Annotated in this window: 32 protein-coding genes; 25 read left to right on the top strand and 7 right to left on the bottom strand. The window is 41.9% G+C overall.

Annotated features, from left to right (window positions below):
• The first annotated feature begins 1 nt into the window (after position 1).
• The 11 genes from fdhF (at position 2) to IEZ33_RS20910 (ending at position 8615) form a co-directional block, all read left to right on the top strand.
• Complete coding sequence (gene fdhF, locus IEZ33_RS19365) at positions 2–2872, top strand: formate dehydrogenase subunit alpha (protein WP_191601614.1); 2871 nt, start codon at positions 2–4, stop codon at positions 2870–2872.
• 120 nt (positions 2873–2992) lie between these two features.
• Positions 2993–3223: a formate dehydrogenase subunit delta gene (locus IEZ33_RS19360; protein ID WP_191601613.1), complete on the top strand. Its 231-nt coding sequence runs from the start codon at positions 2993–2995 to the stop codon at positions 3221–3223.
• 1429 nt (positions 3224–4652) lie between these two features.
• Positions 4653–4742 carry a DUF4160 domain-containing protein gene (locus tag IEZ33_RS21070; RefSeq protein WP_206696881.1) on the top strand — a complete coding sequence of 30 codons (90 nt, stop codon included), beginning with the start codon at positions 4653–4655 and terminating at the stop codon, positions 4740–4742.
• The gene (locus IEZ33_RS20915; protein WP_206696974.1) at positions 4742–4879 is read left to right on the top strand and encodes a DUF4160 domain-containing protein; all 138 of its coding nucleotides are present in this window, start codon (positions 4742–4744) and stop codon (positions 4877–4879) included. The genes IEZ33_RS21070 and IEZ33_RS20915 overlap by 1 nt, the downstream gene beginning before the upstream one ends.
• A gap of 5 nt (positions 4880–4884) precedes the next feature.
• Positions 4885–5139: a DUF2442 domain-containing protein gene (locus IEZ33_RS19350; protein ID WP_191601612.1), complete on the top strand. Its 255-nt coding sequence runs from the start codon at positions 4885–4887 to the stop codon at positions 5137–5139.
• A gap of 46 nt (positions 5140–5185) precedes the next feature.
• Positions 5186–5374 (top strand): tautomerase family protein, encoded by a 189-nt coding sequence (locus IEZ33_RS19345; RefSeq protein ID WP_191601611.1) that lies wholly within the window; start codon positions 5186–5188, stop codon positions 5372–5374.
• A gap of 299 nt (positions 5375–5673) precedes the next feature.
• Positions 5674–5961 (top strand): transposase, encoded by a 288-nt coding sequence (locus IEZ33_RS21065; protein ID WP_191603713.1) that lies wholly within the window; start codon positions 5674–5676, stop codon positions 5959–5961.
• 84 nt (positions 5962–6045) lie between these two features.
• Positions 6046–6396: a type II toxin-antitoxin system RelE/ParE family toxin gene (locus IEZ33_RS19335; protein ID WP_191601610.1), complete on the top strand. Its 351-nt coding sequence runs from the start codon at positions 6046–6048 to the stop codon at positions 6394–6396.
• Complete coding sequence (locus IEZ33_RS19330; RefSeq protein WP_191601609.1) at positions 6393–6668, top strand: helix-turn-helix domain-containing protein; 276 nt, start codon at positions 6393–6395, stop codon at positions 6666–6668. Before IEZ33_RS19335 ends, IEZ33_RS19330 begins: the two co-directional genes overlap by 4 nt.
• 208 nt (positions 6669–6876) lie before the next feature.
• The gene (locus IEZ33_RS19325) at positions 6877–7845 is read left to right on the top strand and encodes a transposase (protein ID WP_191601608.1); all 969 of its coding nucleotides are present in this window, start codon (positions 6877–6879) and stop codon (positions 7843–7845) included.
• A 503-nt stretch (positions 7846–8348) separates the two neighbouring features.
• Positions 8349–8615, top strand: a complete 267-nt coding sequence (locus IEZ33_RS20910; RefSeq protein WP_275672789.1) for an excalibur calcium-binding domain-containing protein — start codon at positions 8349–8351, stop codon at positions 8613–8615.
• Positions 8616–8921: 306 nt separating this feature from the next.
• On the opposite strand, the gene IEZ33_RS19315 is transcribed toward IEZ33_RS20910, so the two are convergent.
• Positions 8922–9536 (bottom strand): hypothetical protein, encoded by a 615-nt coding sequence (locus IEZ33_RS19315; RefSeq protein ID WP_191601606.1) that lies wholly within the window; start codon positions 9534–9536, stop codon positions 8922–8924.
• Between the two features lie 13 nt (positions 9537–9549).
• Complete coding sequence (locus IEZ33_RS19310) at positions 9550–9903, bottom strand: DUF805 domain-containing protein (protein ID WP_191601605.1); 354 nt, start codon at positions 9901–9903, stop codon at positions 9550–9552.
• A gap of 165 nt (positions 9904–10068) precedes the next feature.
• On the opposite strand from IEZ33_RS19310, the gene IEZ33_RS19305 reads away from it, so the two are divergent.
• Positions 10069–11127: a helix-turn-helix domain-containing protein gene (locus tag IEZ33_RS19305; RefSeq protein WP_191601604.1), complete on the top strand. Its 1059-nt coding sequence runs from the start codon at positions 10069–10071 to the stop codon at positions 11125–11127.
• Positions 11128–11250: 123 nt separating this feature from the next.
• On the opposite strand, the gene IEZ33_RS19300 is transcribed toward IEZ33_RS19305, so the two are convergent.
• Positions 11251–12162 carry a LysR family transcriptional regulator gene (locus IEZ33_RS19300; RefSeq protein WP_191601603.1) on the bottom strand — a complete coding sequence of 304 codons (912 nt, stop codon included), beginning with the start codon at positions 12160–12162 and terminating at the stop codon, positions 11251–11253.
• A gap of 110 nt (positions 12163–12272) precedes the next feature.
• On the opposite strand from IEZ33_RS19300, the gene IEZ33_RS19295 reads away from it, so the two are divergent.
• From IEZ33_RS19295 to IEZ33_RS19265, 7 genes are all read left to right on the top strand, one after another.
• Positions 12273–12458, top strand: a complete 186-nt coding sequence (locus IEZ33_RS19295) for a hypothetical protein (RefSeq protein WP_191601602.1) — start codon at positions 12273–12275, stop codon at positions 12456–12458.
• A gap of 188 nt (positions 12459–12646) precedes the next feature.
• A complete protein-coding gene (locus tag IEZ33_RS20640) occupies positions 12647–12922 on the top strand; it encodes a fumarylacetoacetase (protein ID WP_206696879.1) in 276 nt (91 codons plus the stop codon).
• A gap of 10 nt (positions 12923–12932) precedes the next feature.
• Positions 12933–13577, top strand: coding sequence for a maleylacetoacetate isomerase (gene maiA / locus IEZ33_RS19285; RefSeq protein ID WP_206696878.1), 645 nt, complete (start codon positions 12933–12935; stop codon positions 13575–13577).
• Positions 13578–13594: 17 nt separating this feature from the next.
• Positions 13595–14155, top strand: coding sequence for a VOC family protein (locus IEZ33_RS19280; protein ID WP_191601601.1), 561 nt, complete (start codon positions 13595–13597; stop codon positions 14153–14155).
• A gap of 170 nt (positions 14156–14325) precedes the next feature.
• Positions 14326–15372: a TRAP transporter substrate-binding protein gene (locus IEZ33_RS19275; protein WP_191601600.1), complete on the top strand. Its 1047-nt coding sequence runs from the start codon at positions 14326–14328 to the stop codon at positions 15370–15372.
• 47 nt (positions 15373–15419) lie between these two features.
• Positions 15420–15899, top strand: a complete 480-nt coding sequence (locus tag IEZ33_RS19270) for a TRAP transporter small permease (RefSeq protein WP_240009580.1) — start codon at positions 15420–15422, stop codon at positions 15897–15899.
• Positions 15896–17224, top strand: a complete 1329-nt coding sequence (locus tag IEZ33_RS19265) for a TRAP transporter large permease (RefSeq protein ID WP_191601598.1) — start codon at positions 15896–15898, stop codon at positions 17222–17224. The genes IEZ33_RS19270 and IEZ33_RS19265 overlap by 4 nt, the downstream gene beginning before the upstream one ends.
• A 470-nt stretch (positions 17225–17694) precedes the next feature.
• On the opposite strand, the gene IEZ33_RS19260 is transcribed toward IEZ33_RS19265, so the two are convergent.
• Positions 17695–18117, bottom strand: a complete 423-nt coding sequence (locus tag IEZ33_RS19260) for a CBS domain-containing protein (RefSeq protein WP_191601597.1) — start codon at positions 18115–18117, stop codon at positions 17695–17697.
• A gap of 345 nt (positions 18118–18462) precedes the next feature.
• On the opposite strand from IEZ33_RS19260, the gene IEZ33_RS19255 reads away from it, so the two are divergent.
• Entirely contained in the window at positions 18463–18633 is a 171-nt protein-coding gene (locus IEZ33_RS19255) for a DUF6500 family protein (protein WP_338040931.1), read from the top strand.
• A gap of 151 nt (positions 18634–18784) precedes the next feature.
• On the opposite strand, the gene IEZ33_RS19250 is transcribed toward IEZ33_RS19255, so the two are convergent.
• On the bottom strand, positions 18785–19669 hold the full coding sequence (locus IEZ33_RS19250; RefSeq protein WP_191601595.1) for an EamA family transporter: 885 nt from the start codon (positions 19667–19669) through the stop codon (positions 18785–18787).
• A gap of 122 nt (positions 19670–19791) precedes the next feature.
• Here IEZ33_RS19250 and IEZ33_RS19245 point away from each other — a divergent pair, with 122 nt between their 5' ends.
• Both IEZ33_RS19245 and IEZ33_RS20905 read left to right on the top strand, forming a co-directional pair.
• Positions 19792–21204, top strand: coding sequence for an aminotransferase-like domain-containing protein (locus IEZ33_RS19245; RefSeq protein WP_191601594.1), 1413 nt, complete (start codon positions 19792–19794; stop codon positions 21202–21204).
• A gap of 306 nt (positions 21205–21510) precedes the next feature.
• Positions 21511–21639 carry a hypothetical protein gene (locus IEZ33_RS20905; RefSeq protein WP_275672788.1) on the top strand — a complete coding sequence of 43 codons (129 nt, stop codon included), beginning with the start codon at positions 21511–21513 and terminating at the stop codon, positions 21637–21639.
• Between the two features lie 32 nt (positions 21640–21671).
• Here the strand turns inward: IEZ33_RS20905 and IEZ33_RS20900 are convergent, their stop codons facing one another.
• A complete protein-coding gene (locus IEZ33_RS20900; RefSeq protein ID WP_191601593.1) occupies positions 21672–22055 on the bottom strand; it encodes a septal ring lytic transglycosylase RlpA family protein in 384 nt (127 codons plus the stop codon).
• An 89-nt stretch (positions 22056–22144) separates the two neighbouring features.
• Between IEZ33_RS20900 and nadS the strand changes: the two genes are divergently transcribed.
• The 3 genes from nadS (at position 22145) to IEZ33_RS20785 (ending at position 22996) form a co-directional block, all read left to right on the top strand.
• Positions 22145–22354: a NadS family protein gene (gene nadS, locus IEZ33_RS19235; RefSeq protein ID WP_191603711.1), complete on the top strand. Its 210-nt coding sequence runs from the start codon at positions 22145–22147 to the stop codon at positions 22352–22354.
• Between the two features lie 140 nt (positions 22355–22494).
• Positions 22495–22806, top strand: a complete 312-nt coding sequence (locus IEZ33_RS19230; RefSeq protein ID WP_191601592.1) for a cupin domain-containing protein — start codon at positions 22495–22497, stop codon at positions 22804–22806.
• Positions 22807–22867: 61 nt separating this feature from the next.
• Positions 22868–22996: a TOBE-like domain-containing protein gene (locus IEZ33_RS20785; RefSeq protein ID WP_240009578.1), complete on the top strand. Its 129-nt coding sequence runs from the start codon at positions 22868–22870 to the stop codon at positions 22994–22996.
• A 197-nt stretch (positions 22997–23193) separates the two neighbouring features.
• Here the strand turns inward: IEZ33_RS20785 and IEZ33_RS19220 are convergent, their stop codons facing one another.
• On the bottom strand, positions 23194–24117 hold the full coding sequence (locus tag IEZ33_RS19220; RefSeq protein WP_191601591.1) for a histone deacetylase family protein: 924 nt from the start codon (positions 24115–24117) through the stop codon (positions 23194–23196).
• Positions 24118–24221: the final 104 nt, after the last annotated feature.

Genomic DNA, 24221 nt, shown 5'->3' with positions numbered 1-24221 from the left:
TATGTTGCATTATTTTGAACCAACAAAAAGTGATCCTAACAAAGATTATGGAACGGCCGCCAGTCTTTCTACCGAATTGGTGACATTAGAAATTGATGGCATTGAGGTCACGGTTCCGGAAGGCACATCCGTCATGCGCGCCGCCGCGATTGCCGATATCACCATTCCTAAATTGTGCGCGACGGACAATCTGGAGGCCTTTGGTTCTTGCCGTTTATGTACAGTACAAATAGAAGGTCGTCGAGGTTTCCCTGCATCCTGTACGACGCCTGTTAATGCCGGAATGAAAGTCATAACGCAAAATGAAAAAATTGCTAAATTGCGTCGAAATGTTATGGAGTTGTACATTTCTGATCACCCGTTGGATTGCTTAACCTGTCCTGCAAATGGTGATTGCGAGTTGCAAGATATGGCCGGTGCGGTGGGTTTACGTGAAGTACGCTATGGTTTTGATGGTCATAATCATCTGGATGCGGAAAAAGATACCTCGAATCCGTATTTTACCTTTGACCCAAGTAAATGCATCGTCTGCTCTCGTTGCGTACGAGCTTGCGAGGAGGTTCAAGGCACCTTTGCATTAACCATCGATGGTCGCGGCTTTGACTCCAAGGTGGCGGCGGGTCAGAATGAAAGTTTCTTAGATTCTGACTGTGTTTCCTGTGGTGCGTGTGTGCAAGCTTGCCCAACCTCAACGCTGGTCGAAAACAGCATTATTGATATGGGACAACCGGAGCACAGTGTGGTAACAACCTGCGCTTATTGTGGTGTGGGTTGTTCATTTAAAGCGGAAATGAAAGGCGACCAAGTTGTGCGTATGGTGCCTTATAAAGGAGGCGATGCGAACCAAGGACACTCCTGTGTGAAAGGGCGCTTTGCCTTTGGTTATGCCACTCATAAAGACCGTATAAAAGAACCTATGATTCGCGACAATATTGATGAGCCTTGGCGTGCAGTGAGTTGGGAAGACGCACTTGAGTTTGCCGCAACGCGTTTAAAAGGTATTCAAGAGAAATACGGTCGTGAAAGTGTTGGTGGAATTACCTCATCTCGCTGTACAAATGAAGAAACCTATTTAGTACAAAAACTGATTCGTGCCGCGTTTGGCAATAATAATACTGATACCTGTGCCCGGGTGTGTCATAGCCCAACGGGTTACGGATTGAAAACGACCTTGGGTGAATCCGCTGGGACACAAACGTTCGATTCCATTCGTGAGACCGATGTGATGTTGGTTATTGGCGCGAATCCAACGGATGCCCATCCTGTATTTGGTTCTATGATGCGTCGTCGCTTACGTGAAGGTGCAAAACTGATCGTTGCGGACCCTCGTAAAATTGACCTATTGAAAACCCCTCACTTAAAAGGCGCCTTGCATCTGCCATTGCGTCCGGGTACGAACGTGGCGCTAGTGAATTCCATCGCGCACGTTATTATTGAGGAAGGCTTAGAGGATACGAACTTTATTCAGGAACGTTGCGACGATAAGGCGTATCAAGCCTGGCGCTCTTTTATTAGTGAGTCGATTAACGCTCCTGAAACGATGGAAAGCATCACTGGTGTAGCGGCTGAAGACGTTCGACGTGCGGCACGGGTGTATGCTGAAGGTAAGAATGGCGCCATTTTCTATGGCTTAGGTGTTACGGAGCACAGTCAAGGTTCAACCATGGTCATGGGGATTGCCAACCTTGCATTAGCTACGGGTAATATTGGCCGCGAAGGTGTTGGTGTGAATCCATTACGTGGACAAAATAATGTTCAAGGTTCCTGTGATATGGGCTCTTTCCCTCATGAGTTACCGGGTTACCAACACGTTTCAGACGATGTTGCTCGCGGTAATTTTGAAACGGTTTGGGGTGTTAAGTTAGACAATGAACCTGGGCTACGTATTCCTAATATGTTTGATTCTGCCATCGCAGGTCAATTTAAAGGCCTGTACGTTCAAGGAGAAGACATTGCGCAATCGGATCCAAATACACATCATGTCGAAGCGGCGCTAAAATCATTAGAATGCTTGGTTGTACAAGATATTTTCCTAAATGAAACGGCGAAATTTGCCCACGTTCTGCTACCGGGTTCTACCTTCTTGGAGAAAAACGGAACGTTCACCAATGCGGAACGTCGTATTAATCGTGTCCGTAAAGTAATGCCACCGTTGGCAGGCAAAGAAGATTGGGAAGTCACAGTGGCGTTATCTAATGCGCTTGGTTACCCAATGGATTACCAGCATCCTTCTGAAATCATGGATGAAATTGCGCAGCTTACTCCTTCGTTTACGGGGGTCAGTTATCAATTATTGGAAGAACAAGGCAGTATTCAATGGCCTTGTAATGAAGAACATCCATTGGGTACGCCTATTATGCATGAAGTGGACTTCCCTATTGGAAAAGGCAATTTTGCGGTCACGGAATACGTTGCGACTGAAGAGCGTGCCAGTCGTCGTTTCCCATTATTACTGACAACGGGACGTATTTTGTCTCAGTACAATGTGGGTGCTCAAACTCGTCGAACAGACAATCAAGTATGGCACGATGAAGATGTGCTTGAAGTGCATCCTCATGACGCAGAAGAGCGAGGCATTAAAGACGGTGATTGGCTAGGTATTAGCAGCCGAGCGGGTCATACCGTATTGCGTGCTGTTGTGAGTGAGCGCATGCAAGCGGGTGTGGTTTATACAACATTCCATCATCCTAGCAGCGGTGCAAACGTTATTACTACCGATAACTCGGATTGGGCGACCAACTGTCCTGAATATAAGGTAACGGCCGTGCAAGTAGAAAAAGTCAGCCAGCCATCCCAGTGGCAGCGTGATTTTGTGGCTTTTGATAAAAAGCAGCAAGCGTTCCTTAAAAAACAGAGTCAAGTCGGCGCTTAAAACGGCATAATCAATGGACTATGCCTTCTTAACACTCTATTGAGGTAGCACAAGGCGGATGCTTCAATAGAGTGTCTTTATCATAGAAAAGAAAAGTTTAAGGTGAAGGAGAATCGCGTTATGGGTCATTCTCAATTAGATCAATTAGTCAGTATGGCGAATCAAATAGCGGATAATAATGAGCACCAAGGCGATGAGAATGTAGTGGCCGCTTTTGTTGCGTTGCACTTAAAGCGCTTTTGGGCCCGTTCTATGAAGCAGCAGATCATTGACTACAGTAAAACAGAAAATAATCAGCTAAAGCCGATGACGGCTAAGGCCATCGCGTTATTGGCAAAAGAATACGCTTAAAAAGGGCTGACGAACAAAGGGCATGTAGGTCGCGTCTTTAGACCGACAACGCCATCTAGCGACTCAAAATACCCTTGGAATACAAAAGCCTACGCCTTTTCGGCTTGCGTCACTGTTGTCGTCAGCGCAGAAAAAGCGTAGGCTTTTTATGTATACAGTTTAAATTGTGGACTATCTATCACTCCCACTGGGTTGTTCATCTTCTAAAGCGGGCATGTAGGTCGCGTCTTTAGACCGACAACGCTATCTAGCGGCTCAAAATACCCTTGGAATATAAAAGCCTACGCCTTTTCGGCTTGCGTCACCGTCGTCGTCAGCGCAGAAAAGGCGTAAGTTTTTTTATGTATCTAGTTCTAATAGAGTCAACTTAGAGACATGTGGACAATTTTAAATCAACTGTGTGCCTATACAGTTTATTTTTTAATCTGGCTGAGTCTTGCTCGTTTAGCCATTTTAAATAATCATTCGTTGCTCGAAATGTAATAGCGGGAATACGAAAAGTGATTTACTATCAAAGGATAAGAATCCCCACACCAGAAATAACAGGCCGTGGATAAATGTGTAAACGCGCATGCTCATTTTTCCAGTTTTGGATTTTGTGGATATGAGTAAAAATGTATAGGTTTAGTGTAGATGTAGATCACCAAACAGAGGACACTCAAGGGGTACAGAACTCAACTTCATTTTCTAATGTAGAGATTAGCCTACGTCCATGGTGCTTAATTATAATAGCTATACTTAGTGGTGCTCTTGGCGTATTTATCAAAAACTCACAAGTCGAAAATTTTAATTTTGATACACTTTTACTTAATCCTGTAATTCATACAAATATAATTTCAGCGAGTATAGTCGCTTTGATTTTTTTAACATCTATGAACATACGTCATTAGGGAAAGGTTTTAAATTGTCATTGAGTTGGCGGAGTGCTCTATTCATTGGCGCAATAATAGGCTTGGCTCAAGAGAGAATCATTGCTGCCTTTACTGCTTTGCTCGGGGTTGGTTAAGTTAAGTGTTTACCGTGAAGTAAGAGCTAACAAGTGTTTAAGACAGATTCCCAACGCATGGCATTTTTCATTCTATCGTTGGGTTTTGTGTTTACGGCGGTAAGGTTAAGTGGTTGCGTTGCTCACTACTTAACGCGGCGTTGAGACCGTATAATTACTCGAAGATAGAAATTCAGTGATTTAATTTTTGTGCGGAGAGTGCCTAAAAGCTAATTTTTGTATGATAGTAGCCTTACTTTTCATGTAGCGGTGTGATTTTAGGCTTATTTTAACGTTATTTTTGAGGTTGTGTTTCTTGGATTAGAAATTCTACAGCCTCGTTATGCAAATCAGTGGTTATGCAAATAGGGAATTTGTCTATACAATATAGGCATTTAAAACATGGAGTAAACAATACCAGTAATAAGCAGATTTTACGGTATTATGATCGCAATGTATTTTAACGATCATAATCCACCTCATTTTCATGCAAAGTATTCTGACTATGAAGCACTGTTTAGCTTTGATGGTTAATCATTGAAGGCGAACTTCCAAACAGGGCTGTTAAGTTTGTCCAAGAATGGATTTCTTATCATCAATCAGAGCTGCAAGAAAACTGGGAAAAAGCACGATCCGGTGAACCATTAAATTATATTGCGCCATTGGAGTAAAAATTATGCTACACGTTAAATCTGCAAAACATGTTTCTGATTTTATTCTTTGGGTTGCTTTTGATGACGGTACCTCAGGAAATGTTGATTTGTCAGGCGTTTTAAACGGTTCAGTATTTCAGCCGCTTAAAGATGTAAATATATTTTCAAAAGTTTCAGTTGATCCAGAGCTTGAAACTGTTGTCTGGCCAAATGGTGCTGACCTTGCACCTGAGTTCTTAAAAGACCTGCATAACAAACAGCTCCACCGGATTCCATAATGTATTTCAAGTCAATAGTAGTCATATATTTAAAAGGAGCTAGTTTATGCCAGTAGTAACTATCCAACAATCTCCAGGTCGTAGCAAAGAGCAGAAGCAATTATTGATTCAGCGAATTACTGAAGCGTTTGAAGAAGCGTATGAACTACCACCTGAAGCAGTTACGGTGTTTTTCCAAAACTTCGATGATGAGCATTGGGGTAAAGCAGGTAAATTGCATTGCGACAGAAAGTAATGTTTTCTATCGCTCATCGTGTTCAAGAAACATACAAGCAATTTATGAAGGATTCACAACGCTTGGCATTTTTGCTTCTACTTCAAATTTAGTGTTTATGGCACAATGCTTTAGGTTTGGGTGGAGGCGTGGTTCACCCCTTAATTGGGCGTTGAGGCTGTAGAATTTCTCTAAAAAGAACATTTTCATGTTCTTTTTTAATCGTCTGTTATCTAATTACTATTATTCTCTACAGCTGAACGTGATGGCTTTTTTTATGAAAAAGAGTCAAACCTGATTTATCCTGCCAAAGTAAATTCATTCCGATCGATTTCGCACAACAAATTGTCCCCGGTACCTTTGAATTCGCGCTTTCTCATATTATTGATAGGCACCTTGATTTAACGTCTTTTGATGATTGGTACAACAACGATCATGGTGGCGCGGCGGCGTATCCGCCTTCTGTGATGTTGAAGATCGTCTTGTTTGGTTACTCTCGTGGATTGGTCAGCAGTCGCCGCATTGCAAGGGCGTGCGAAACCAATATCATCTTCATGAGCTTGTCTGTAGATGTACAGCCTCATTACACGTCTATCACGCATGGCTAAGAATGAGTAATTCTACAGCCTCGTTAGCCGTACTATCAGATTTGCGTACTTTTCAAAAGTTCACCTACATGTTAACCTTGTTCTATGAAAAAAGTTAATTTCTACACCACTGAAGATGGTAAATGCCCTGTAACTGATTTTCTTGATTCGCTTTCAGGAAAACAAATGCAAAAAGTTGCGTGGGTACTTCAATTAATTGAAGAGTTAGATGTAATACCAACTACTTATCTGAAAAAGTTAACCAACACCGATGGTATTTGGGAAGTCAGAATTTTAGTTAGTGGTAATATATTTCGGTTATTAGGGTTCTTCGATGGCGATAATCTTGTTGTTTTAAATCATGGGTTTCAAAAGAAAACTCAAAAAACACCAGCAAAAGAAATCAAAGTTGCAGAAAAACGTCGTAAAGACTATTTATTGAGGAATATATCATGAGTGATTTTCAAGAATACTTAGCGAAACGCAAAGAAATGGACGCTGAGCTTGCTGATAATTATGACGAAGGTTATCAAGCTTTTAAGTTTGGAATTCTTTTAAAAGAAGCACGGAAAGACGCAGGATTAACTCAATTAGATCTTGCGTTAAGATTACATACTCAAAAGAGTGCTATTTCGAGAATAGAGAATCACTCTGAAGATGTTAAGTTATCGACATTGGAACGCTTCGCATCTGCTTTAGGTAAAAAGCTTGAAATACATTTGGTGTAACGTACTGCTAACAAGCCACTCAAGCAGGACAAAAAACTGTTTGCTTTGTCACTGCGTTCCAAATTTTAGCAAATTAATCAAAGACATATATGGACACTCTGGGGTAGTCAAGGGCGCAGTTCGCCGTATCACCCATTACTTTATGGATGTTTTTTTGATCACGGTCTAAACTAGATAAAACCAAACTCAAGGATGAGGAACAAAAACGATGCCAAGGGCCAGAAGCCAACAGGTCAGTTTGTCTGATACACCTTACTATCACTGTATTTCTCGATGCGTTCGCCGTGCTTTTTTATGTGGTGAAGATTCAGTTACAGGAAAAAGCTTTGAGCACTGTCGCGGTTGGATCGAGGCGCGAATTTTATTTTTAGCTCAACTCTTCTCTATCGATATTTGTGCTTATGCGGTGATGAGCTATCACTTGCATATTGTGCTGCATCTTGATGAAAAACAAGCCAAAAATTGGTCTACTCATGAGGTGTTGAGGCGTTGGCATGCGTTGCATAAAGGTACGTTATTCACTCAACAATATGTGCGTGGCGATACCATGCCGGACTATGCCATAGAATTAGCAGAAAGATCGGCGGAAGCGTATCGAGAAAGGTTGTCTGACATCAGCTGGTTTATGCGGGAGTTAAATGAACCGATTGCTCGGCAAGCGAATGTTGAAGATGGCTGTACGGGACGGTTTTGGGAGGGGCGCTTTAAGTCTCAGGCGTTGTTAGATGACGCTTCTGTTTTAGCTTGCATGGCCTACGTTGACCTTAACCCTATTCGAGCGAATATCGCCACAGCCCCTGAAACGTCTGATTTTACCAGTATCAAGCAAAGGGTAAAGGCCGCTAAAACAGGCACTCAACCCAAAACACTGTATCCGTTTGTGGGGAATGAACATAAAGAAAAAAACGAAGGGATTTTATTTAAATTAACGGACTATCTGCAGTTGGTCGACACAACAGGGCGCCTTACTCGACAAGACAAACGAGGCGCAATTGATTTGTCACTTTCACCCATTTTACAACGGCTTGGGATAGCCACTGAAAATTGGCTAACGATTGCCATTCAATTTGAGCAAAATACCCATGGAATAGTGGGGCAAGAAAATAGCATAACCCGTTACAAAAACGCCCAACCAAGGTCAAGGCCGAATAAACGGTGTTGTCGATTGCTTGCCTAGCGTAACCAACTGTTTTATTTCAAATACCCTCTTGCCTTACTAAGCGGTAAGCAGATTTACTTGCCTCAACAGCTCTATTTTCGTCTAGCCAGATAACAATACAGACGGTTTCTTAGTGAAAGTTGTATTTTTCAATGCTTCTAGTATTTAAACGAATCAAAATATAATCAGTCTTTTCTGATGTTTTAATATTGGGTGTTTTAACAATGGGCGTCTATGGTAAATTCACTTTATGAGAATAAAAAAGAAGAAGTAAGCCTGATTTAAGTGCTAAAAATAGCCAAAGCAACGCTCATTGAGGCCAATATGACTGTATTAGACGATTATTGGTGATATATTGGCCTAAAGTTCCGGACAAGCGGCTTTTTACAAGCAAGGTCGAGATTTCAATAAAATTGTTGCTGTAGGGAAACGTGTTGGCTTCAAAGTTAATTTTTCTACAGCTTGGTTATAGTATTAACTTCATCTAAAAAGGAATATTTAAGTTGCTCAAAGTTATTAGCATGCTGCTCATAGCTTATGGTGCTTGGGACTATTACTCTAAAAGCTTAAACACAGCACAAGTCACAGACTACTCTCCTAGTTTGGTAACAAATCACAATACATACGTTCTTAGTAAGCAACAACCAAACTTCACCTGTGATGGAAGGCAACATTGCAGTCAAATGAATTCAAGAGCTGAAGCTGTGTTCTTTATAAACAATTGTCCAGATACAAAGATGGATGGTGATCACGATGGAGTTCCTTGTGAAAATGACAGTCGGTACTAAGCAAACTATAATAAAAAGAGTTCAAGTTCATTCGCTCTGCTCATTCAGGGCGCCGCAAAAAGCGCGACGCCTCTTAACTAGATCGTTGAGGCTGTAGAATTTCTCTAAAAAGAACATTTTCATGTTCTTGTTGACTATCTATGATACCCATTGGGTTGTTCTTGAGTGGTTTTATCGTATCACAGAGGAATAACCTGTTTTTCCTTAAGGAATCTCTAGCCACTTTAGTACTGTGGTCATAGTTAAAGTGGCAGGTAAGATAAAGCCCGTATTATCCAGATACTTCTATGAGCACCATGCATTGGTTCATCGAGAAGGAGGTATTTGACGGATGGCCAATGCCTCACTGGCATCCTTTTGCAAAATAGGTTGAACCTTTTGTTTTTGTAATTCATGACAACTGGTTTTTGTGTGTGCCGAGCTCATTAATGATGACCAAGACCACTCTCCAGGGTTAAGCACGAAGCCATAGCTGAGGGTTAAACCGGATTCAATATGGATATCACCTAGTAGAGCATTGGATGTGTCCGTCACATGGTAATCTTCACTGACGACTTCGTGGCCGACAATGAGCTTTCTCGCCGCCTCATTAGAATAGATGGCTAGATTGATGGAATCGACAGACTGAATGCTAATGTTAGAGCCCTCAAAGTCCCCAGCCGCAAAACGAATCGGTATCGATATGCAGCCATCACGGTCTTCTCGTTGGGTGATGAACTCCCCTTTACCCACTATCCCTCTAAGGTGTAATAAAGAACCTGCTTTAGGTGACGTAATTCTGACAATGCCTTTGATTCCATCAGAGTCAACAAAGGTTTTTTCCACAAGAGCGTCTTCGTGACTGCACGCCGAAACGGATAAGACCAGCATAAATACGCTTAATACGGTGGATAAGTGGGGTAAGTTATTAACAGTTTTCATTTTAGTCACCTTTTCAAGACGTTTTAGGGTTCTGTGGATAATCTGAAAAATCCGTCATTTCTGAGCTCGGCAAGGCCAGCAGTATGAATAAAACGAGCATTCCGATACCGGGTATAAGGGTCACAAGCAACCACCAAGCCGAGCGGTTAGTGTCGTGCAACCTGCGAACGGTCAAAGACAGCATAGGGAGGAAAATGAGCGCCCCATACACGGCTTCTACTTTCCAAGACATGGAAAGCGTCACTTCCAGTGCAACAAAGGCAATGGATACTAAGCCGTTTACCAAGAAAAATACCCAAAACGCGGCTCTTGATGCTTTACCTGAAAATTGCCCATAACGTGACCAAGCGTCATAGTAATGATTCATATAGTTCTCCTTTCTCATCTGTTTAGAATGTTGAAAAGATAGGTTTTTATAGACGTATTTGCGTCCTACATCAGGTTTTAGGACGTACTGAATGGGGATTTAGGACATAATGGCTTTCAGCATAACGATATTAGAACTTAGATCGATCCACTAAACGGAGCTTACATGATTTCGATTCCATTACCTTTTGTGGTGGCTTTATTACTGTCTATTTTGGCGTGTGTGTTGTTTTTTCGTCGGGAAGCGCGCTCCCCATTAGCGTTTGTATTTATTGCCATTTGTGCATTGACGTCCATCATCGTTGGGCTCAGATGGACAACAGACATCGCTATTTTTAAGGCGTTGCAGCCCATTTTTGCGTCTTGTATTCCCGTGGTGGCTTGGTATTGTTTTGCGAATGCGCATCACAAGAAAAGAGGCTATTTTTTACATGCCCTGTTTCCATTAATCGTCATGGTAGGCTCTTTAACCTACCCTTTCTGGCGGCCGCCATTGGACCCTCTGTTGGTGCTGGTTTATCTGGGCTACGGTCTCGCTCTTATTAGGTCTTCGTTAAACCGTCAAAAAATACCTGAAAATGTCCGTTTAACAGACGTCGACAAGGTATTAAAAGCAGAAGCATTTGCTGGTGTTATGTTATTGGCTTCAGCGGTTATTGATGGTGCTATTGGTATGGACTTTGCTTTTTATCAAGGGGGGCATGCTGTCTACATACTGACCCTTGGCCACTTTATTATGCTGCCTATTTTAGCCGGAGCCGTAGTGGTCATGAGTTTAAGTGTGGTGTCAGAACAAAAAGAGGAGCCTGAACTTGAACCTGAGAACGTCATACCGAAAGCGAATTCAGTAGCAACAACAAAAGAGTCATCGACTCCGGTGCTATCCGAACAGGAATCAAAAGACATAGTGGCAAAAATAGACGCCTTGCTAAGCTCAAAAGAAGTCTTTCTAGACCCTGATTTGACCTTGGATCGTTTGGCAAGAAAAGTGGGCATTACGGCAAGGCAAATCTCGATCGCAATTAATCAAGTGTATGGACGTAATGTGTCACAGGTGGTGAATGAATATCGCATTGAGCGAGCCAAAGAGCTACTTATCTCCACAGATAAACCCATTACGCAAATCTATTTTGACTCGGGTTTCCAAACCAAGTCTAACTTTAATCGGGAGTTTTCGCGGGTGACACAACAAACGCCAAGTGCTTTTCGACGCACTCAACGTTAAGTGTTTAGGATTCTCAACAAATATAAAGGACTTTATTCATTGAGTTTTGGTTGGATAAGACCTCACTATCCCAAGTGACACTCTTTGTGTAGAGTCATATTCAGCGTGATTTATAGCTGAAGGTTAGAGATCTTCAATTAGGCTATTAAACGACATATTTTTTAAAAATACATCAATGAATTTGCGTACAGCGGGTAGTTTTTCCCTATTCTTGCAACTGTATAGATAAAAGTTACGGTAAATTATAGGATCGCAAATAGGAACTATTACTAGTCCGTTTTGGGTTACTGATTCAATTGCGTAAGGTAAGCAAATCGTAACGCCTAAACCATTTGCAACCATGCTTAAAGCCGTTGACATGAAGTTAACCTGATGTTTTGGGCTAATTATGTATTCAGAAGATTCCCGTAACAAATTGTCAATGATAAGCTCAGTGAAAGATCCGCGAAGGGTTATTAAATCTAGATTAGCAAGGTCTTGCCATCTGATATTAGTTTCTTGCGCGATTGGGTGATCTGGTGGCAGAGCTAAATGAAAGGGATGTGAGAATATTAACTGTTTATTAAGGTTAGGGAGTAATTTTCTTTCTGGTCCAATACCTATATCGGCTTCACCTAAGTTGACAATTTCTTGTACGTTCTCCACTCCGCAATCAATTAGACTCACTTCAACCTGAGGAAACATTTTGCTATACAGAGCAATAATCCTAGGCAGTTCTGCTGATGCTAATTGCTGAACAACGGCTATTCTTACTTTGCCATAGTGAAGCTTTTTTAGCCCCATTACTTCATTTGTTAAGGCATCCATTTCATCTAACATGCGGATAACGGCAGGAAGAATATTTCTACCGGCTTCGGACGTTTCTAATTTTCTGGTCGATCGATCAAACAAGCCTAATTCTAAGTTGAGCTCTAGTTCTTTGATGATACTACTTAGCGCTGATTGAGTGAGGTGCAGATTTTCTGCCGCCTTAGTAAAGCTTCCTTCTTGATGAACGGCTAAAAATGCTCGTAATTGTCTGAGTGTCACATTCATTAGATTATCCTATATATTTATTAATATAATCTGTTTGCCTAATAAATGGATACATTTTAGTATTTTTTTCATCAAGATAACCATATCTAAAATAAAAAATAGAAGGGTTTATGAGTACCAAAAAGACATTTTTACCCGTTGACAGTCGTAGCGACTTTTCGATTTACAACCTACCTTACGGCGTTTTCAGTAGTGGTACATTGAGCCCTCGGGTAAGGGTTGCTATAGGCCACCAAATTGTAGATTTGAGTCAGCTTGAAGAAGCGGGCCTTTTCTCCTTGGGTAGTCACGCTTGACGCTTGACGCTTTAGAGCCATTTCGGTGTCCCGTACCGAAACAAGAACCTCTTCCGCTGCCTTATTTACGCGAGAAGCGTGATAACAATTTTGATATCACGCTTGAAGTATCTTTTGATGTTGCAGGTCATGAAACGATAATCAGAAAAACTAATTTTAAATACATGTATTGGACAAGGCCTTAGCAATTGGCACACCACACTGTCAGTGGCTGTAATATGCAAGTCGGTGATTTATTAGGTTCAGGTACCATTTCGGGGAAAGAGAAAGATAGCCGTGGCAGTCTGCTGGAGTTGACTTGGAATATGACGGAAACCCTTACTTTGAGTAATGGTGAGTCTCGATATTTTATTGAAGATGGGGATGGCATCGTGATGCGAGGATACGCTCAAAAAGATGAGGTGCGAGTAGGGTTTGGAGAGGTGCGTGGAAAAATCCTTCCCGCCAACGATTTTCATTATTAAGGCGAATATTATGATTAAACTTTATAGCTATTTTAGAAGCTCGGCAGCATATCGGGTGCGTATCGCTTTAAACCTTAAAGCACTGCCATACGAGTCTATCCCGGTTCATCTGTTAAATAATGGAGGGGAGCAACACTCCGCCCATTATAAATCGATAAACCCAATGAAACTGGTGCCTTCTCTAGTGGATGGTGAGCAAGTCTTCACGCAATCGCTTGCCGTAATAGAGTACCTTGAAGAAGCCTACCCTGATACAACATCACTTCTGCCCGATGAGGTTAATGTACGGGCTAATATTCGTGCTATTAGCCAAATGATTGCGTGTGATATTCATCCGGTAAACAATTTAAGAGTACTTCAATACTTAAATAATCAATTAGACATCGATGAAACACATCGTAATGATTGGTATAAGCATTGGATTACCGTGGGTTTTGATGCATTGGAAAAAGTTTTAGCGAAGCAGCCTGGAAAGTTCTGTATTGGTGATACGCCAACTATGGCGGATTGTTGCCTCATTCCTCAAATTTATAATGCCAAACGTTTTAATGTTCATCTTGATGATTATCCGCACATTCTGTCGGTTTATTCCTCTTGTAAAGAGCTCCCAGCATTTGTTCAGGCTGAACCAGAAAAACAACCCGATATGGCTTAATAATAAAGGACAATCTTATGACATTTAAAATAGAGCAAATCCACCATGTTGCCTATCGTTGCAATGATGCAAAAGAAACGGTGGAGTGGTACACGAAAAACCTAAATATGGATTTTATTTTAGCGTTTGCTGAAAACCAAGTGCCTTCAACCAAAGCGCCAGATCCTTACATGCATATTTTTTTGGACGCTGGTAATGGCAATGTATTAGCTTTTTTTGAACTTCCCACCCAGCCTAAAATGGGTCGGGATGAAAATACCCCAACGTGGGTACAGCATATTGCTCTACGTGTTCATGATAGAGGTGCGCTTTTAGCGGCCAAAATGCATCTTGAAGAAAACAATATTGATGTACTGGGCGTTACTAATCATGGGATATTTCATTCAATTTATTTTTTTGACCCAAATGGCCATCGAATTGAACTGACATACGACGATGCTGGTGCTAAAGCAAAAATTGCCCAGATTACAGAACAAACAAAATACGAAATGCTTGATGAATGGACGAAAACGAAACGTGCTCCTAAGCATACCGCTTTTCTTCATGCTGAAGAGTTTGAAACTAACAAAGCGAATTAAAATATTTTCACTAGATCATCAATTAGCACCGCAGGGTAAATGATATAAAGATGGTTGTTAAAGACCATGGTAACCAGGCTCCAAATATTAAATAGGAAAAATATTTTCTGCTATTTCTTAGTAGCGGAAATAATAAAAACAAAAATGAAAACGTCATTGAGGAAAGAGTTATGTTTAAAACTATGCGCTCCATTTTATTAGTCGGTACTGCAGCGGCTGTAATGAATACACCTGTTTCAGCACAAACAGTGCTAAATGTAAGCACTTGGTTATCTCCTACACATGTACAAAATACCGTAGTGTGGCCAACTTGGGGGAAGTGGGTTGAAGAAGCTACAGAAGGTCGAGTGACCGTGAATATTGAGTATAGCTCTAATAATCCGGCTCAACTTTTTGAGGTTGTTGAAGACAGTGTGGCGGATGCCTCTTTTAGTTTTAATGGCTTTGTTCCCGGTCGCTTTGAGCTGCAACAAATCGCCGAGCTTCCTGGACTTGGTGCTAATGCAGAAGCGGCGTCTTTAGCTTACTGGCGCACTTATCAAAAACATCTCAAAGCGGCGAATGAATTCGATGGTCTAGAAGTCATTGGTTTATTTACGCATGGGCCTGGTGTTATGCATACTCGCTTTCCTGTAAGTAGCTTAAACGACCTAAAAGGCAAAAAAATCCGTATCGGAGGAGGTGTTCAAGCCGAAATTGGTAAACGACTTGAGGTAATTCCTGTTGCAGCGCCTGGAAATAAAGTTTATGAGCTTTTGCAAACAGGGGTTGTTGATGGTGTGTTTATGCCAGTGGTTGAACAACAAGGTATGAGGCTAGTTGAAATTGCTCCTTATGTCACAGTGCTACCTACAGGTATGTACATGGGAGCCTTTTCTATGTTTATTAGTCCTGACTTTATGGACTCCATAGATGAAAAGGATGCCGCCGCAATTCGCAGAGTGTCAGGGGAGAGATTGTCTTTAATGGCAGGCGCCGCATGGGATAAAGCGGATATTAGAGCGAAGAAGTTTTCAGAGGAGAATGGAGGCAAAGTGAATTTACTTAGCTATGGCGATCAAATGTCACTAGATTACCTAAAAGTAACAGATGGCATTGATCAAACCTGGTTGAATGACGTAAAAGATAAGAAAATTGATGCGCAAGCAGCATTAGATTTTCTTCGAATAGAAGCTCAAATGTACACCGCTAAACAAAAAGAGACCGGAGCAAATTAATGTCTTTTATCTCATGGTTGAACGCAAACTATGAGGAGAGAGGGCCAATGAAATGGTTGGCCTTCTTTTTTGAGTTAATAGCAGCAGCCACTCTATTTGCTCTTATGATCCTCACGTGTGTTGATGTTGTTGGTCGTTATTTTCTTAATCACCCCGTAATTGGAGCCACAGAATTAACTGAGATTGGATTAGCCATTGTTATTTTCTCTGTAATGCCTGTTGTTACATGGCGAGGTTCGCACATAGTCGTCGATTTGATTGATGCGTTTATCACAAAAACGTATTTACGAGTGTTGGCATTCGTTTCATCTATGGTTATTTTATCTTCATTATACTTTATATCTTTTAGAATATGGGATGTTGGATCTCGTATGTTAAGACGTAATATCACCACTGAGTTTTTAAGTATTGAAACTGGACTTATTGTTAAATATATTGCGGTACTAAGCTTTTTGACTGGAATAAGCGCTCTCCTTTATTTTTTATTTTTAATCTTTACATCAAAAAATTCAGGAGAAGATAAATGACTTTAATTCTAATAAGTTTTGCTGTCCTTTTAATAATGATAATGTTGTTAAGGATTCCTATTGCCTTTGCAATGGCGGTAGTGGGGTTCTTTGGTTTTGCCATTTTAAGTGGCCTAACATGGGAAAATATAGGGGATTTTAGGTGGAGTATTCCACTTTCAATGGCTTCTAATCGTATTATTGATACAGCGCAAGATTATGGTCTTTCAATCATTCCATTGTTCATTTTAATGGGGAACTTGATTACAAGATCTGGCCTTTCAAAACAGCTATATACTGCTTCGTATGCATTTCTTTGTCATAAAAAAGGTGGCTTAGCAATGGCGACAATTGCGGCCTGTGGTGGTTTTTCTGCCGTCAGCGGTTCTAGTCTTGCTACTGCGGCAACCATGGCAAAAGTAGCAATGCCACCTATGCGAAAATATGGCTATAGTGATGCATTAGCAACCGCTTCCATTGCCTCAGGGGGCACATTAGGCATCTTAATACCGCCAAGTGTCATGTTAATTGTATATGGGTTATTAACTGAAACGAGTATTCGAGAATTGTTCGCCGCCGGTCTTATTCCAGGTATATTAGGGGTTTTTCTATACCTTGGGGCCGTTAAGTATGTTGTTTGGCGTGACCCAAATGCAGGTCCATCAGCTGAAGCAATGAGCTGGTCTGAAAGGTGGCATGCTCTAAAAGGCGTGCGTGATATTTTAGGCTTGTTCATGCTGGTGATGGGGGGGATTTATTTAGGTATATTTACGCCGACAGAAGCGGCAGGGATTGGCGCTGGAGGCGCTCTGATTATTGCATTATTACGTCGCAGCCTGAGTTTATCAACTCTGTTCAAAACACTGGCGGATAGTGCTCGAACATCGGCAACATTATTTGTAATTATTATAGGCGCATTAATATTTTCTGATTTTATTAACCGTGCAGGGTTACCTGCAATGATGGTGGATTTTGTCCTATCACTAAATGTGGCGCCTATTTTAGTAATCTTCGTTATTTTAATGATTTACATTATTTTAGGTATGGTATTAGAGAGTTTTTCCATGCTCCTTCTTACAATACCTGTCTTTTTCCCCATCGTTTCTGAGCTAGGCTATAGTTTGGTTTGGTTTGGTATTGTTGCTGTTATCGTCGTTGAGATTAGCTTAATAACACCGCCTGTCGGGATGAATGTTTTTGTATTAAGTAGCATCATTAAAGATGTTAAAACGGGGACTATTTTTAAAGGTATATTGCCTTTCTGGACAGCCGATATTATTCGCTTACTTCTCGTGGTGTTGATCGTTCAGCTCTCCACGTGGTTGCCAAATATGATGTATAAATAAGACTTTTTATTATAAAGTCTACGAGGGCCCTATGTCTGAGCTTCACCTTTTAGATAAGTATTGATCTGAGATTTTTGAGTTTAGGTTGTTAATTAATAATGTAAGTCAAAATGTCACGCAGGTTTGAAATATAAAAGTAAGAGTGGTTGCTTAGGAACGCTTTACTTTTTGATAATCTTCAACAACGGCACTAATATTATTAAGTCGTTACTGAATAATGGCGCTTCAAGTATGAAGCGCCATGCTCTTTATTGTTTTTTTAGTAGTAATACCCATTGTCTTTAGTGAAATTATCAAAGTCTCGAATTCCCCCAGCCTTTTTAAATTTCTGATTTTGGTTGAATACGTACTAAATAATAAAAACACATTATATTCAATAGGTTGAAAGATTGTTAAAAGCGAATACTTAATCATTGATTCAAGCTGATCCCAACGCATCTATTCGTATTAAGAAAATATCTTTACTCGCTTTACTCTGTTTTAATAAGCATGGCATGAGCCAGCTTTACGAAATCAACTGGAGTAAGGATACCGACTAATTTGTCGTTCTCAACAACCGGTAAACAGCCGTATTTATTTTCGATAAAGAACTCGGCCGCCGTACTTAAGTCTATGTCGGGCTCGATGGTGAGTATGTCTTTGCTCATGGCTTTAGATATGGGTGTTTGTTCTTCTTTTTTGGTTATTTGCTGCGTACCAAACTGGCTGACGAGATAAAAGGCGTGACGCAAATATTCCCTTTGAGTCAGCATTCCTACGCACTCTCCATTATCGTTGACAATGGGGATGTTTCTAATGTTTTTGTCATGCATTAATGTTTTTGCAGTCGCTAAAGAGTCGTTTTCTTTTAGCGTGATTACGTTTTTTATCATTAAATCGGCTACTTGTTTCATACCCATCATCCTCTTTAAAAATTGAATTGAGTGTAGGCCGTATAGGGCGAAAAGTGAAGCCGGTAATCTTATTTGGGAACACGTCTCGGCAATAGTGATGGGTTCGTTGACAATAGTCGGAGAAAGAGACTTTATTGAGGGTTTTTAAGGCGTAGAATGATCCCTCTAAGGTCAGTTAAAAAATGCAGCACTCAGCCTTATTTGTATTGATTGAGGTTATTTTTCGCGGTATTGGTCTGGTGGCGTACCGTATACTGAACGTTATGTATTTAAAAGCTCAAGTAAAGAGGTGTCTAATTGAGAGAATCACTTAGGAGTAAAATCATTGAGGTGTGCGAGAAAAAAATGGCATTAAAAGGCGACAATGTTGGTTTGTCCTTTTATGCCTTCTTTGCGAATAAAAATGATGACCCGGACTTGCTCATGGAGGCGGCGACCTGGTGGATTGAGACCCACAAGCTAGATCATTTTGAAAAGGCGCTAAAAATTAAAGCCATGATTTTAGCGGGTAACTAGGTACTACTCACCGGTTTACGTCTTAGTGTCTCGGATGGCGTCACAACCCCTGAGCGCCTTTCGACGCTCTCAATGAGCAAGGCTCTCTCTGGGAGACCTAAATCAGGATCAAGGGCGTAGAATCAACAAAATAGAACCAGACATTCGAATGTTAAACGGCTTTTTGTGTTGATCTAGAAGAACGGCCTAACCTCATTTGCCCAATAAACAAGCCAGTTAAAATCAGTATGGTCGCGATTATTTGGTAAAGAGTGATGTCTTCATCATAAAACCAATGCCCCCCCAAAATACCAAACACGGGGACTAATAACGTCATAGGGGCTACAGCCGATAGGGTGTATTTCATGATCATTTTATTCCACAACCAATACCCAAATAATGTGGTTGGGAGCGCTTGAAATAAAACTGAAAACAAGACGTTTTGGTTAAATTGAGCCGGTACCTTGGTGATCACTTCAGCGCCATTGAACATGATCGCAAGTAACAACAAAGGCAGGGGGGCAAACAGCATTCCCCAAACATTAAAAGCAAAAATAGATTGGGTGTTGGCTCGTTTCACAATCAAACCATTAACACTCCAAAATATCGACGCTATCAACACTAAGACCAACCCTTTCCCAGTGACCGCCCCACCCTCTGTCAGCATTATCAAAGCCAGCCCCAACAAGGCTAATCCAGCCCCCAGCAGCTTATTAGCCGTAATGGTCTCGTTTAAAAACAGCCAGCCCACCAATAAACCACTTACCACACTCATGTCCAATAACAGAGACGCCATGCCTGATGACACCCCAGCACCAATCGATAAGGTCGTCATTCCCCAGACACCCACGCCAAAAGACAAGCCGTAGGCAATGAGGTAGCGCCAGTCCACATCGGGCTTTTTAATAAAAAATATCAACGGGAAAACCGCAAAGGTAAATCGCAACGCCGTCAGCACTAACGGATCGATATTATGAACCCCCAGTTTAATGACGCTGAAGTTAATACCCCATAACGCCATCAAGGCAAACAGTATGGCAAAGTCTTGTCTATTCATGATGGTTTCGCTCTTATTAATGAATAACGCCAGTATCCTTTGAAAAAATTGAAGTGTGCAGATTCAATTTATGATAATAATAAGAGTACAATTTAAAAAATTAATGTAAGAAATGGCTTTTTATGACGCTCTATGAAACCTTGGCACAGCATTTTATTGACGATATAAAAAGCCAAAAGCGGCCGACCGGAACTCGCTTACCTGCTTTACGGGCCTTGGCAAAACAACACAAAGTGAGCATGACGACGGCAACCAAAGCGTATGATTATTTACTGCAAACCGGTTGGATTTATGCACAGCCTCAATCAGGCTATTTCGTCGCCAATCACATAGAACCCACCTCATTTCCAACCTTAGCCATTCAAGGGACTGAGCAACGCGATCCAAAGCGCTTTGCTCCTATCAATGGTTATAACTCAGCATCGGCGTTATTTAGTCCACTCGGTACTTCAATGATCTCTCCTGATTTACAACCCAGTAAAGCATTACGGCGTTGTATTAAACGTGTCACCAGAAGAGCTGGAAACACTATTTTTCAGTATCCAGACACTCAAGGAGACAAAGGGCTCAGAAAGGCGCTTACCGATCATTTTCGCTACGATAACTTTACCTTTGGATCAAATGACCTAGTCATTACCAACGGGTGTATTGATGCGGTAAAAGTCGCCATCGAAGCCCTCACCCAAGAAGGTGATACCCTTGCCATCAGTTCGCCCTGTTTTAGTGGCTTACTCGATTTGCTCAGTGCTTTATCACGTAAAGTGATTGAAATTCCTGTGAGCGACCAAGGCTTGGAGTTAAATCATCTAGAAACCTTGCTACAACAGGGCTTAATAAAAGCCTTTCTGTTTAGTACTTCGAACATGAACCCAACAGGCATGACACTGCCTGTTGAACAAAAAAAAGCACTCGCCAAGCTCGCAACACAGTACAAAACACCGATGATAGAAGACGATGTGTATTTCGAATTAAGCCATCAGAAACAACAGACGCTGCCAGCAAAACATTGGGACAAAGAGGGGTATGTGATTTGGTGTGGGTCTTTTTCCAAAACACTGGCCGCAGGATTACGACTTGGTTGGTGCTTACCAGGGCGCTATTTAACCGCCTATCTAAATCAACACGCGCTCACTAGCTTTGGGGTGAATGGTTTGATGCAGTCTTGCATGGCAGAATTTATTAATACCGGAGAATATCGCTCTCATGTCAATAAAACGCGTGTATTGCTGAACCAACAAGTTCACCGTTATCGACAGTTTCTTGTGAAGCATTTACCTAAAACGGCCAAAATCAGTTCCCCACAAGGCGGCATGGTGCTGTGGGTACAGATTCCTCACTTTAATGCCGTCGAGCTTGAGCAAGAAGCCAACAAATTAAATATAGACATACGTAGCGGCGCGTGTTTTAGCACGCATGACTTTTATCACGACAGCTTTCGCATCAACGGCGGCTGGCCGCTGGAAAACACGGTTGATAACCACAGCAGTTATCAACAGTTAAAAACATTATGTGAACTTATTAAAAATGCAATTTGAACGAGTGCTGTCTTGAGCACATGATAATAACGGCTCTACTCTGACTTACTGGGTGGTAAACAAGCCGCAACATTTCGAAAGGTCAACCTTGGACGATAGAGGAAGTGACACTGTCTTATAAATTAAACCCATAATGGCGGCCATCAGGCAATTCAACATCCACGGTGAGTTTACCATCAGCGCCTTCAACGTAACGCCTTAGGGTTGATGACTTTACTCACGGCCTTTGCGTTCCATGCCTGCAATCGTTGGTTGCTTCACGCTTAGCGTGTTTGCCTTATCCTCTTGCGTGATTTAAGAGCAGAAATGATCGAAGCCAACACACTCATTCGAAACAGTAACCGAATTTGGCAGCGACTTCGCCGTTCTCTCTTTGGCGATTTTAATCACCGCATGGGCGAGCTTTACCAAGGTGGCAAAGCCAGACTCAGCTAACTCTCCCAAACCAAAGGTTTTGAAAGCGATTGTTAACGCAAGACTTCAATATCCACATCAAGTAGACCTAAGCGAGTTTCACCGATGCGTTGAAAGGCTGATTTGCTCAAATCGATAATTCGCCCGTATATGAAAGGGCCACGGTCATTAATGCGGACAATGACGCTTTTACCATTGTCCGTGTTGGTCACTTTGACGATTGAACCAAAGGGCAAACGCTTATGCGCCGCTGTCATGGCGTTTTGATCAAACCTTTCGCCATTAGCGGTTTGCCTGCCTTGGTATTTCATGGCGTAATAGCTGGCTTCGCCACTGTCTTCATAGCCCATGGCATCTTCACGACTAATAGGGCCGCTTGAGCAGGCGGTTACCAATAGCGATACCATCACACCACATAAGAGACTTATTTTCCGCATGGTTTCAGCTTTTCCTTTAATCGTTTATACAGTAAAAGACTATGTTAACGAGTTACTCTCAACAAACCAACTTGCTTCGTTGACCTGCTCTGTTTACTCGCTTTGAGATAGCGTATGTAAAGCCCATTCGCGATAGCCTTCAAGTGTCTCAGGCGGAGTTTGCCAAAGCGCTTGGCACCAGTGTGGATACCATAAAAAGCTGGGAAAGCCGACGTCGTAATCCAACGGGTTTGGCCGCTAAAGTGCTCGCCACCATCCAAGACAATCCACACTTCTATACAGAGCTATCGGCTCACTGATAACACATTCCCTAATCTCTCCGTTTAATCGTCATTTTCTCCGCCAAAGTGACGTTAATTTATCTTCTAACTTGGCTAACCATTTAGTAACGTGTACTTTCTGTTTACCAAACAATTTATTCACGTCAGAAGGCCACATCATGACATTTATTAAGGCTAAAGACTTCACCGCAGATCGTGCTTGGGGCGCGTTAGACATTGCGAATATGAATGGAGTGACGACTCGGTTGCATTGGACAGATCAACCTTATAAATGGCACATCAATGATGGGGAAGAAGTGTTTGTGGTGTTAGATGGCAAGGTCAATATGCATTTCCGCAAAAACGGTGAAGAGCACGTTCAGCAAATGGACGTAGGCGACATTTTCTTCGCCGCGATAGGCACCGAGCATGTTGCGCACCCCATTGGTGAAGCGCGCATTTTAGTGATCGAAAAAGAAGGCAGTGTATAGAAAGTTAATGAAACAATGTCTTGGAACAGTCGCTTTCGCAGACGGCACCAGCCTTAGATGAATGTACATAAACCCGATTGGTGCCGAAGTGCGTCTAGAGCTAACCCCGGTTGATTGGCAAAGCAACGATGTCTGGGAAATTGATCTTCCTCACAAAGCCTTTGACAAAAACGGCTTCGAGAAAGGGTAAACGGTTTACGTTACACCTAAAGCAGGTTACTTCTTCGCCCATGATGCACAACAACCTGTGCTATTGAATTGGGAAGCAGAAGAAATAAAAATCGTGGAAGCCGTATAATGTGCGGCTTTTTCAGTCAGTCAGAAAAGCTAAGGCAAGACCTCAATGTATAGTATAGGTAAAAGAACGACACACACGAGTCGCTCTTTTTAGAGCTTCATTAAACGTTTGATGTGACAAAACGCGGCACGACCGAGTGCATCAAGGTTGTAACCGCCTTCCAATACCGAAACAATTTTTCCATCACAATGACGATCCGCCACGTCCATTAATAAGTCGGTGATCCATGTGTAGTCGGACTCGCTCAGTCTAAGTTGCCCCATGGGGTCTTCTTTGTGCGCATCAAAACCGGCGGAAATCATGATGAGTTGGGGTTGGAAAGCGTCCAAGGCTGGGAGAAGCTGCTCTGTTATCGCCTTACGAAATTCACGGCTGCCTGACCCTGCGGCTAATGGCATATGCAAGATATTATCGTGGGAAACACCGGGGTCACTGTAAGGATAAAAAGGGTGTTGGTAACTCGACGCGTAGAAAACCTTAGGGTCGTTCTTAAAAATATCTTCCGTACCATTACCATGATGAACATCAAAATCGACTATGGCGACCCGCTCTAGAGCATATTGGTTAATCGCATGACGGGTGCCAACGGCGATGTTATTAAAAAAACAAAAGCCCATCGCGTTGTCGTATTCTGCATGATGGCCCGGTGGTCGAATGGCACAAAATGCGTTGACCGCTTTGTCAGACAGGACTAAATCGACGGCCGTAACAACGGACCCCGCGGCGTATAAAGCAGCGTCTAGCGTGAGAGGCGTCATGAGAGTGTCAGGGCCAACTTCTAATCCGTCTTCCGTTGGCGTCCTATCAAAGAGGGAGGCTATGTAGGCGGCATCATGGGTCGCGTTTAGTTGATCTCTTGTTGCTGGTTCAGCATCGAATAGACGGATAAAGTCCATCAATTGGCCCATGATTAAACGGTTCTGGATGGCCCCTAAACGTTGGGGAGACTCAGGGTGATCGTCACCCATATCGTGTTTTTCGCAATGGGTGTGTGTGATGTAAGCCGTGGTCATTTAGTGTCCAATCTATTTATTTTTAAAACCAAAAGTACAGTATGCCTCGTTTTTTTACGTTATTAGAACCTATGTTAATCACAGAGTTCTAGTAAACGCAGTAA

The organism is Marinomonas algicola (genome assembly GCF_014805825.1).
Taxonomy (GTDB): domain Bacteria; phylum Pseudomonadota; class Gammaproteobacteria; order Pseudomonadales; family Marinomonadaceae; genus Marinomonas; species Marinomonas algicola.
The sequence above is the reverse complement of the archived record's forward strand: the minus strand, read 5'-3'. Positions and strand labels throughout refer to the sequence as shown.